The organism is Microvirga aerilata (assembly GCF_016743775.1).
GTDB lineage: Bacteria > Pseudomonadota > Alphaproteobacteria > Rhizobiales > Beijerinckiaceae > Microvirga > Microvirga aerilata.
In genome coordinates, this window is sequence record NZ_JAEQMY010000036.1 from 42,571 (window position 1) to 51,471 (window position 8,901).

An 8,901-nucleotide genomic window follows, 5' to 3' on the forward strand; every position below is an offset into this window, starting at 1 on the left:
TGGAGGTGCTCAGGCCTGGTTTCCGGCCGCGCCCGCACGGCCACGGAGCATCTGGGCCTTGGCTCCCAGGGAACCGATGAGCTCCCTTGCCACCGCATCGGCTGCCGCGGGATTTGTGGCGTAGTCGACCTCATCCGTATCGACCTCGATCACGGTCAAGCCAGGAGCATCCGATCGCAGTTGCTCCAGCCGCCGGTCGATGGCTGCGCATAGATCAACGAGATAAGCACGCGCGATGCCTGTTTCCTGGCTCCTGCCGCGGCTCACGATCCGCCGTAGCTGGGTGTCGGGCGTGCATCGCAGATGGACCACGAGCGCAGGATGACCGACACGGTCGACGAGACGGCGGTAGACGGCCTCTACAGCATCCGCGTCAGCCGGCGAGCAGCCGATATCCGTGTATGACAGATCTTGGAAGAGGGCGAAGTCACAGACGATCAAACCCTCGTTTCCGCCTTCGGCATCCCGGATGAGATCGGCATGCGAGAGAAGAAAGCTGATGTTCTTCTCGAAGCCGTAGACCTGAGGAGCCGCATAGAATTTGCTGAAGAAGGGGACGTCTAGGACGCTCTCATGCACCACCTGAGAGCCCCAAGCCTCAGCCAGAACACGCGCAAGTGTTGTCTTCCCGGCACCGATGCCGCCGACGATCTCCATTCGCGCCATGCCATGACCTTTCCGGAGGCTCAGTCAGCGGTTTTCGCCTGCGATCCGGCGGTTTTCCGCACTTGCGAGCTCCACACTGTAGTGGTCCGCGGCCGCGCTTTCTTCATCAATGGCGCCGTGCCGGTGATACGTGCCCATAGGAGCTCTCCAGAACTGGTCACCTTACCAATCGGCGCCTGAGCCGGATGTTCCGCGGCAGCCCTTGGGCATGAGCGAGGCCTATCAAGGAGTCTATCGCCCGAGCACAGGAATGCCGATCGGTCCGAGTTCGAGGTGACGTCAGCGGCACATCGCGACCGAACCTCAGCCCGCACTGCTCGTTGGAGTGGGTATCCCTTTGCAGGTGAGATGCCGTGACCGCTGAAATCCCGATCCCCGTTCTTCAGCAGGCCTTCCGCGAGTCGGTCGGCAGGTTCAGGGCCGATGCTCCTGTGCTGATCCTTGGGCACAACGATGCGGACGGTCTCTCGGCCAGCGCCCTCTTGGCGCGGGTGCTCGCTCAGCAGGCTCGCCCCCATCGGGTTCGGATCCTGGGGCGGGGCGAGAATCCCTGGTCGGACGAGATGCGCGCGGAGCTGTCCGACGCTCCGGCCAGCGGGCTGATCGTTGCTGACTTGGGAGTGCGCGAGGGCGATATCCTGCCGGGAACCGAGACAGTGGTGATCGACCATCATGTTCCAACCGGCACTCCAGGATCGGCAACCGTGATCTCGGGCTTCCACATGGACCCGGTGCCGACATCCAGCCTGCTGTCATATTGGTGCGCCGCCGCATTGGCCGAGGTTGACGACCTGCTCTGGATCGCTGCGCTTGGCATCATCGGCGACATGGCCGAGAAGGCAGGCTTCGAGGCAATGGAGGACGCGCGCAAGCGCTACGGAATCACGGCGTTGCGGGAGGCAACCGCGCTGCTCAATGCGCCGCGACGCAGTGCCAGCGGAGACGCAAAGCCCGCTCTTGACCTTCTCATGAAAGCCGGTGGCCCTAAGGAGATCCTCTCCGGTGAGCATCCGGAGACCGCCCTCCTCCAAGCCGCCCGTGAGGAGGTCAAGCGGGAGCTCGAGGCCGCCAGGCGCGTGCCCCCGAAGGTCAAAGGCAGCGTGGCGCTGATCCGGTTCCACTCGCCGTGTCAGATCCATCCGCTGGTGGCACAAGCTTGGCGTGGCCGGCTCAGGAACAACATCGTTCTTGCGGTCAACACTGGCTACCGGCCGGGCTGGATCCACTTTGCCGCCCGCACAGCCCTTGATCTGGATCTCATCGGCTTTCTCAGGGACAACGCCCCGCCAGGGGCCGACCAGAACTACGGCAGCGGTCACAGGCAGGCGACAGGCGGTGCGCTGCGCCCCGAGGCATGGAACATGTTCGTCGAGAAGCTCGGCTTCGGACCCGACCTGATGGTGCAGCCATGAGCGCCCGGCCTGCCCGCCTCGGCTTCCCGGTCAAGATCATGGGCCAGCCGGACCTCAAGAGCAACGATGCCCGGCGCTCGGGCAGCAATCCGCATCTGAAGGTCTCGCTCGAATACCTCGACGCGATTCTCGACTACCTGGACCGGCACCAAATTCGGATGTACCGGATGTCGTCGGACATCGCTCCCTATGCCACACACCCGGACATGCCGCAGTTCCACGGCATGGTGCGGGACACCGCCGCCGAGCTGCAGGCGTTCGGGGCAAAAGCCAAGCGCCTGGACATCCGCCTTTCCTTCCATCCCTCGCAGTTCGTGGTGCTGAACAGCCCAGACTCGCAGCTGGTGGAGAAAGGGATTTGGGATCTCCTATCCCAGGCCGAGATGCTGGACCTCATGGAGCTCGGCCCGGAAGCGGTGCTGGTGATCCATGTGGGCGGGACCTATGGCGACCGGCAGGCCAGTGCCGCGCGCTGGGTGGAGACCTGGAAGATCCTTCCCGAGCCGGTCCGCCGCCGGCTTGTTCTGGAGCATGACGACATCCGCTTCAGTGCAGCCGACGTGCTCTGGATCCACGAGCACACGGGGGTGAGGCTGGTCTTCGACCATCAGCACTTCTGGTGCCTGAACCCGGAAGGGCTTGAGCTGCGCCCGACGGTCGAGGCCATTCTCGGAACCTGGCCCCAGGACGAACAACCCAAGATCCACTTCTCGTCACCCCGCACCGAACTCCGGCAGGTCAAGCGCACGGACCGGACGACCCGGAAGAGCACGATGGTAAACGTCGCCCCCGTGTGGACCGGCCATGCGGATTTCTGCAACCCGTTCGAGTTCATCACTTTCATGCGCACGGTGGAGGGACTCGACTTTGACGTGATGCTCGAGGCCAAGGTGAAGGATCTGGCGCTCATCCGGTTACGGCCCGACCTGCTACGCTACGCTCCCGATGTGGCGGCGCGCTTTGGTCTGAGCGCATCCGAAGCGCCCCTCCTGGAGCAGGAGGAGGCCGCGCTGCTTCAAACCGATCCCGATGCCGGCGCGTAATCCTCCATGAGGACGAACCTTCGATCATAGGACCTATTCTTCGTTTCTTTTCGTGCGATGCAGGCTCGCAGAAAGCTGAATTTCCAGGCGCGAATGACCATATAAGCTTCTGAACCTAACGAAAAGAATCCGCTTCTTGTGGCGCGCGGCGCATCGAAGATGCGGATTGCTGGAACCCACATGGCGCTCCCGAAGCAACTGATCGACATTGAGCGGATCTATCTTGAACCGGCGGCAGAGACCTACTCGCGCGGCCAGGAGATCCTGGCCAAGTACCCGCAGGCCGAACGCACCTACGTTGAATCCCACTGGAAGATCCCGTCCCTGCACGGCAACGAGGGCAATGCGGAGGATTGGCTCAGGATCAAGCGCAACAGTCTCGTGCTGGGCGTGAAGAAGGGCCTCACGATGCGTCCGAACGGACGCAGCGCACACTTCATCGCCCCTTCGACGTCGAACGGCTGCGCCATGGCCTGCGCATACTGCTACGTCCCGCGCCGCAAGGGCTATGCCAACCCGATCTCCATCTTCGTCAACATCAGCGAGGCCTGTGCGGCCATCGAGCGGCATGCCGGGCGGCAGGGTACCCTCCGGGCCCCCGACCAGATCGATCCGCAGCACTGGGTCTACGACATCGGCGAGAATGGCGACCTCTCGGTCGATGCATCGATCTGTGACAATGTCCGTGATCTGGTTGACCTGTTCCGGCGCCTGCACAACGCCAAAGGATCATTTGCAACCAAGTTCGTGAACCGGGACCTGCTGTCCTACGATCCCCAGGGCAAGACCCGCATCCGCTTCTCGCTCATGCCGGAGAAGATCGCCAAGGTCGTCGATGTGCGCACCTCGCCTGTCACGGAGCGCATCGCGGCTGTGAACGACTTCGTGCGGGCTGGATACGAGGTCCACCTGAACTTCTCGCCCGTTATCGTCTACGAGGGCTGGGAGCAGGATTACAGGCCGCTGTTCGAGCAGATCGATGACGTGCTCTCGCCCGAGGCAAAGGAGCAGCTGCGGGCCGAGATCATATTCCTCACGCACAATGAGCAGCTGCACGAGGTGAACCTGCGCTGGCACCCGAAGGCCGAAGAGTACCTGTGGCGTCCCGATCTGCAGGAGGTGAAACGCTCGGAGGGCGGCATGCTGAACCTGCGCTACAAAGTGGCCTGGAAGCAGAAGTGGCTTACGCGCTTTCAGGATATGTTGGCGGACAAGCTCCCTTATTGCGGAGTTCGCTACGCGTTCTAGCGCCATTGCATCTCCGCCCGTGCTGGCGAGCGGGTGAAAGCCTGGGGCCTCCGTCCTGTTCGCGGCTGAAGATCAAACGAGGATTCTGTTCATCGGCTTTCGGAATCTGAGCGCGATAACCATCGGAACCCTCCCATAGCAGGCGGGTTGTCGGACATCACTGGCGCGCGGGAGCCTACCGCCCTGCTCCTCTCCACCCTGTCGGGAGCAATCCATGACGAAATCCGACATCCCTCCGACCCACACGATCAATCCCATTGATCAGCCGCCGGACTCGGATAACCCCACCGCCGCCATGCTCAAGGCCGACATAGACAGCGGTGCGAGCGGCGACAAAACGGAGGTGTTCGATCCAGGCATGGCCATGCTGGGCACCTGTGAGGAGGCGTCCGGTACGCCCTTGACGCCAGCACAGCTTGCTTGGGCCCGGCGTCAGGAAACCTTCCATCGCTGGAGGAACGGCCTCAAGAGCGGGATCGCCCACCACAAGCGGGACGGCTTTCCCGTCACCTTTGTCGGTTTCATCGTCTTCGTGGGCGTCATTCTTGTGAGCGGCATCACTATGGTCCGCACCTGAGACCGCAAAGGCCATGCATTTGCATCAACAGTCCGGTCATCGGACTTACCGATCCATGGGCGTAGTCCCCCGCTCACCAAGCGACCGACCGACACGCCGTGACTTACATTTCCCGCAGGTAAGCTACATCTGATTTCATGACAGCTTCTGACCCCTCGATCGAGAACGATGTGACCGCTCAACCCTCGCCGCGCTACCTCCCCTACGACGACGACGTAGAGACGATCCCGCCTGACGAGGACCACACCATCGAGGAAATCGTTGCCTCGCTTGCCCGGGTGAGCCAGACCCTCGCCAGGCGATACGAACATGCGGTCCGCCCCTCGCATGGCAAGAGCCATGGCCTGCTGAAGGGGACGCTTACGGTTCTTCCCGGATTACCCACGCCTTTGGCACAGGGGCTCTTTGCCACACCCCATACATACCCGCTCATCGCTCGTCTCTCCACCGAGCCTGGAGAGCTGCTGGCGGACACCATCCACACGCCACGAGGGATAGCCCTCAAGGTGATCGGCGCACCGGGCCCGATGCTCGGGGGACACGAAGGGGAAATCACACAGGACTTCCTGCTCAGCTCCGGCCGGCGCTTCGCGGTGGCTGACCTGAAGGGCTTCCTCAGAGTGCAGCGTTTTCTCGAAGGGATCTCAGGCCTGCCCGAGGGAGCAAAGCAAGCCGGCACGGCACTCGGGTTTGCCGCCAACAAGGCACTGCATCTGGTCGGAGCCGACAGCGTGCTCCTGGACTTCTTCGGACACCCCCACACCCATCCTCTAGGCGAGAGCTATTTCAGTCAGGCGCCCCTGCGGTATGGCGGCTATGTGGCAAAGCTTGGTCTGTTTCCGGCGTCGGAGGATTTGCAGGGTCTCGCCGGCACGACCCTGGATCCCTCCATGGGTCATTCCGTGCTGAAGGACGCCGTTGTAGCGCACTTTGCCGAGCGCGGGGCAAGGTATGAGCTGCGTGTCCAGTTGCGGACGAGCGCAGACACAATGCCTATCGAGGACGCATCGGTGGAATGGCCGGAAGACGAGAGCCCGTTCGTGCCCGTCGCCGAAGTCGTCTTCCCGCCTCAGGATGCCTATAGCCGGTCGCGGCAGGTCTTCGCCGACGACAGGCTGTCCTTCACGCCGGCTCACAGCCTCGCGGCTCATCGTCCGCTCGGCTCCCTCATGCGAGGGCGTCTCAAGGCCTATGGCGCCATCGCGGCGCTTCGCGCAGAGCTGAATGCCGCCCGCCGCGTCGAGCCGCGCAGCCTCGACGAGATCCCGGACTGAGCCACCGCTCAAAGGATCTGGAGCTGAGACCCGATGCTCGCTTAAGGGACGTAGCGCTTCTCCTCCTCGGTGTGCTGATCGCCATGACCGGCGACGCCCACCATGTGGCGGTAGGATAGCTCCGCTCCCGCCCAGCCCGTCACGCCGAGCACTGCAGCCGTTGCGGTTGAGAGTCCAATCTCGGCCGCGCTCGGCATAGCGCCTGTCTGGCGCTTCTGGCGCAGCGCGAGGTTGGCAGCCGCAAGGCCGAGCGCAAGCGGGTTGCCATAGGCATGGAGCTTGCCGACCGACTTTTCGCGGGCACGGCGGATGGTGAAATAGTCGATCGCCCCGACCGCGCCGGCGACAAGGCCCGTAACGATGCCCGCACCGAGCATCCAGCGCGAGGTGCGTGACCAGAAGGGATCCTCGGTGGCACGGGCAGCAACGTCGGTGGCGAGCGCCGCAGTCAGGAAAGTGATCGGATACGGGATCAACATGGGGTGAATGGGATGGCCCACGACCGCGGCGGTGCTCGGCAGCCCGCGCACGGGCCGGGCTCGGCTTCCCTGCTCGGGTCGCATCATCTTGCGGAACTCATCCAGGCGGGCGCGCTCGGATTGTTCGTTGGGCTGGTGACGAGAGGCTTGGGGCTGCTCCGGCCTGACCTGGTGCATGGGGTCGATACCTTCAAAAGGCTGATCACAACTGAGGCAACACCGTGCTCCTCTTCTGGTTTGGCTGCTCTTCGGCGGCAGACTGCCGCAGAAGGCTTTAGTTCCTGGATGCCGGTCCGAACGGACGGGCCATCAGATTTTCCGGCTGAAGAAGCGCGAGCCGGCAAGAGCAAAGCGCCAAGGCATCTCGGCAGCGCGGGTGATGCCGATCCGGGCTCCTACACTGACGTCAACCGGGCTGTCGTGGGGCAAAATCTGAAACGGTGTCCGGTCCAGAGGCAATCCGTTATGCGCGATGCTCACGGCGAGAGCCTGGCACAGGCGACCGGGACCCGAGCAGAGAAGGCGCAGGTTCTCAACACCGCGCCTCTTCTTCATGATCTCAGCGCCACTGGTGGGCTCGACAGCTCTGATGAGCACCGCGCTGCCCGGAAGGCAGACGAAGTTCAGGCACCAGTGCATCCCATATGACCGGTACACGTAGGCATGCCCGGCAGGACCGAACATGGCTGCGTTCCGAGGTGTCGGCCCACGAAAACTGTGCGAGGCGGGATCGTCGCTGGTGTAGGCTTCGGTTTCGACGATCCTGCCGCCGACCCCGTCCACGAGCAGAACCGATCCGACCAGATCGCGGGCGACCGTCACGGCGTCGCGAGCGAAGAGCGACCGGGGCAGCGTTGCTTCCGTTCGCCCCTCAGCTCCGGTGGCTGGATCCGGTCGTCTCAAAGGCGCCTAGGCAGCAGCGGCAGGGTTGATGGCGTCCTCGGCCAGCTCGGAGAGGATCTGGTCGGTGTTCTCTTCCTCGATCAGAGTCTCCTGGATAAGCCCCTCGGCCTCGGACAGCCCCAGCTGCTTGGCCCAGGCCAGCAAGGTGCCGTAGCGGGTGATCTCATAATGCTCCACCGCCTGGGCGGCCGCGATCAGCCCGGCGTCGAGAGCCTCGCCGCCCTTGAACTCCTGCAGAATCTCCTGCCCTTCCTCGATGATGCCCTGAATGGCCTTGCACTCGCCCCCCGCAGGCTTCTCGCCAAGCAGTTGGAACACCTGCTCCAGCCGCTTCACCTGCCCCTCGGTTTCCTTCAGGTGCACGGCAAACGCACCCTTGAGCTCCTCAGCCTGCGCGGCCTCGGCCATCTGCGGCAGGGCCTTGAGAATGGCGTTCTCGGCGAAGTATGTGTCCTTGAGCTGGTGTAAAAAGAGAGCCTTCAGATCCTTCTCGGCCATTCCCATTCTCCTTCTGGGTTGAGCAATGACCGGGGTAACCTCCCTGGGCACTGTCGCGTTCCAGGAAATCTTGGCTGACCGGCTGGATCGCGATGGCGAGCCCGCTCCCCGGGCTCGATCACTCTCAATGGGTGCATTCAAAGACCGGCGGTGGCGCAGAGCTGTCTGGAATCACGCTCGCGTTGTCCCCTTCTCTAAGCGCACAGGATCAACCGGTGCGGGCGGTTCTCGGACGTTTTTGTTGAAAGCTTGGGGGCCGATACCCGGTTTCGGCCCTTGGCATCGATCCTTAGTCGAGCGGCTCTTTGTGCGCCATATGGGACTGCGTCTGCCGGAACAGGTCGGCGATTCCGAGGAGCACCTGCCGCGACTGCGGCGCCAGGTGTGAGGCATCCACAGCAACAGGCTTTGCGTTGTCCGATGGCTCAGTGGAGCTGCTCGCTGTTTTTGGCTGCACACCGGCAATAGGCTTAGGCGGCAGGTTCTTGCTTGCCTCGACCATAACCTCTCTCCACGTCATGGCTGGCAGGGTGCTCCCGCCTAATCCGTTGGTGACGGAGAAATCGTCGTTGCCGTACCAGACGCTGGCCACGAGGTTGCCCGTGAAGCCCACGAACCACGCATCGCGATTGTCACTCGAGGTTCCGGTTTTGCCGGCCGCGACGATGCCTTCGATCTTTGCGCGCCGGCCGCTGCCTTCCTCGACCACACTGTGCAACATGACGTTCATGTCATGGACCACACGCGTGTCCAGCACCTGCTTGGGCGGCGTGTCCCGGTCGTGCCGGTAGATCACCTCGC

At 63.2% G+C, this 8,901-nt stretch carries 10 protein-coding genes; 5 read left to right on the top strand and 5 right to left on the bottom strand.

Annotation, left to right across the window (positions count from 1 at the left end; all coding sequences use genetic code 11):
* Positions 1-9: 9 nt before the first annotated feature.
* The gene (locus JKG68_RS19895; RefSeq protein ID WP_202063005.1) at positions 10-666 is read right to left on the bottom strand and encodes a deoxynucleoside kinase; all 657 of its coding nucleotides are present in this window, start codon (positions 664-666) and stop codon (positions 10-12) included.
* 353 nt (positions 667-1,019) lie between these two features.
* Here JKG68_RS19895 and JKG68_RS19900 point away from each other — a divergent pair, with 353 nt between their 5' ends.
* The 5 genes from JKG68_RS19900 to JKG68_RS19920 all read left to right on the top strand — a co-directional run bounded on the left by JKG68_RS19900 (position 1,020) and on the right by JKG68_RS19920 (position 6,220).
* A complete protein-coding gene (locus JKG68_RS19900) occupies positions 1,020-2,078 on the top strand; it encodes a DHH family phosphoesterase (protein WP_312890886.1) in 1,059 nt (352 codons plus the stop codon).
* Positions 2,075-3,121, top strand: coding sequence for a UV DNA damage repair endonuclease UvsE (uvsE, locus tag JKG68_RS19905; protein WP_202063007.1), 1,047 nt, complete (start codon positions 2,075-2,077; stop codon positions 3,119-3,121). Before JKG68_RS19900 ends, uvsE begins: the two co-directional genes overlap by 4 nt.
* Positions 3,122-3,301: 180 nt before the next feature.
* On the top strand, positions 3,302-4,369 hold the full coding sequence (locus JKG68_RS19910; RefSeq protein ID WP_202063009.1) for a spore photoproduct lyase family protein: 1,068 nt from the start codon (positions 3,302-3,304) through the stop codon (positions 4,367-4,369).
* A 214-nt stretch (positions 4,370-4,583) separates the two neighbouring features.
* Positions 4,584-4,946, top strand: coding sequence for a hypothetical protein (locus tag JKG68_RS19915; RefSeq protein ID WP_202063011.1), 363 nt, complete (start codon positions 4,584-4,586; stop codon positions 4,944-4,946).
* Between the two features lie 137 nt (positions 4,947-5,083).
* Complete coding sequence (locus tag JKG68_RS19920) at positions 5,084-6,220, top strand: catalase family protein (protein WP_202063013.1); 1,137 nt, start codon at positions 5,084-5,086, stop codon at positions 6,218-6,220.
* Between the two features lie 41 nt (positions 6,221-6,261).
* Here the strand turns inward: JKG68_RS19920 and JKG68_RS19925 are convergent, their stop codons facing one another.
* From JKG68_RS19925 to JKG68_RS19940, 4 genes are all read right to left on the bottom strand, one after another.
* Positions 6,262-6,876, bottom strand: a complete 615-nt coding sequence (locus JKG68_RS19925; protein WP_246515619.1) for a DUF2231 domain-containing protein — start codon at positions 6,874-6,876, stop codon at positions 6,262-6,264.
* 132 nt (positions 6,877-7,008) lie between these two features.
* Entirely contained in the window at positions 7,009-7,551 is a 543-nt protein-coding gene (locus tag JKG68_RS19930) for a DNA-3-methyladenine glycosylase (RefSeq protein WP_202063029.1), read from the bottom strand.
* Positions 7,552-7,608: 57 nt separating this feature from the next.
* On the bottom strand, positions 7,609-8,100 hold the full coding sequence (locus tag JKG68_RS19935; protein WP_202063015.1) for a YciE/YciF ferroxidase family protein: 492 nt from the start codon (positions 8,098-8,100) through the stop codon (positions 7,609-7,611).
* Between the two features lie 289 nt (positions 8,101-8,389).
* The coding region (locus JKG68_RS19940) for a penicillin-binding transpeptidase domain-containing protein (protein ID WP_281399165.1) at positions 8,390-8,901 on the bottom strand (512 nt) is incomplete at its 5' end.

What these genes read in the sequence shown, in the direction of transcription:
- JKG68_RS19895 (WP_202063005.1), bottom strand. Translation starts at nt 666, where the DNA reads ATGGCGCGAATGGAGATCGTCGGCGGCATCGGTGCCGGGAAGACAACA.
- uvsE (WP_202063007.1), top strand. Translation starts at nt 2,075, where the DNA reads ATGAGCGCCCGGCCTGCCCGCCTCGGCTTCCCGGTCAAGATCATGGGC.
- JKG68_RS19910 (WP_202063009.1), top strand. Translation starts at nt 3,302, where the DNA reads ATGGCGCTCCCGAAGCAACTGATCGACATTGAGCGGATCTATCTTGAA.
- JKG68_RS19915 (WP_202063011.1), top strand. Translation starts at nt 4,584, where the DNA reads ATGACGAAATCCGACATCCCTCCGACCCACACGATCAATCCCATTGAT.
- JKG68_RS19920 (WP_202063013.1), top strand. Translation starts at nt 5,084, where the DNA reads ATGACAGCTTCTGACCCCTCGATCGAGAACGATGTGACCGCTCAACCC.
- JKG68_RS19925 (WP_246515619.1), bottom strand. Translation starts at nt 6,876, where the DNA reads ATGCACCAGGTCAGGCCGGAGCAGCCCCAAGCCTCTCGTCACCAGCCC.
- JKG68_RS19935 (WP_202063015.1), bottom strand. Translation starts at nt 8,100, where the DNA reads ATGGCCGAGAAGGATCTGAAGGCTCTCTTTTTACACCAGCTCAAGGAC.